This window comes from Pseudomonas sp. MWU13-2100 (genome assembly GCF_023242365.1).
Taxonomy (GTDB): domain Bacteria; phylum Pseudomonadota; class Gammaproteobacteria; order Pseudomonadales; family Pseudomonadaceae; genus Aquipseudomonas.
Map to the genome: position 1 here is coordinate 1 of NZ_JALLIX010000165.1, position 372 is coordinate 372.

The following is a 372-nucleotide window of genomic DNA, read 5'->3' on the forward strand; positions in this document are numbered from 1 at the left end:
CAACACCGTGAACTTCCTGACCTGGGCCCACGCCGCTTTCAACGGTGTCAGCGATCACACCACCCCCCTGAATCACACAAAAGCTGTGGGAGCGCCAGCAATCGAGCATCGACCGGTGCTCCTACAGGGACCGGGTTCGGCGCTGGACAAAACGTTGTTTTCGACCTCGCTGAACTTCGACCTGGCGGTCTACGAGTGTTTTGCACCCTTGACCTCGGGCGGCCGCATCGAGGTGGTGAAAAACGTTCTGGAGTTGCAACACGGCGAACACGATATCGGCCTGATCAACACCGTGCCATCGGCGCTCAAGGCCTTGTTGGAAGTCGATGGCCTGCCGGAATCCGTACACACGGTCAACGTCGCCGGTGAAGC

Annotated in this window: 1 pseudogene; it reads left to right on the forward strand. The window is 59.4% G+C overall.

Going from position 1 to position 372, the window contains the following annotated elements:
* Positions 1-372: pseudogene (locus M5B99_RS29860) on the forward strand (hypothetical protein); the annotation flags it as partial.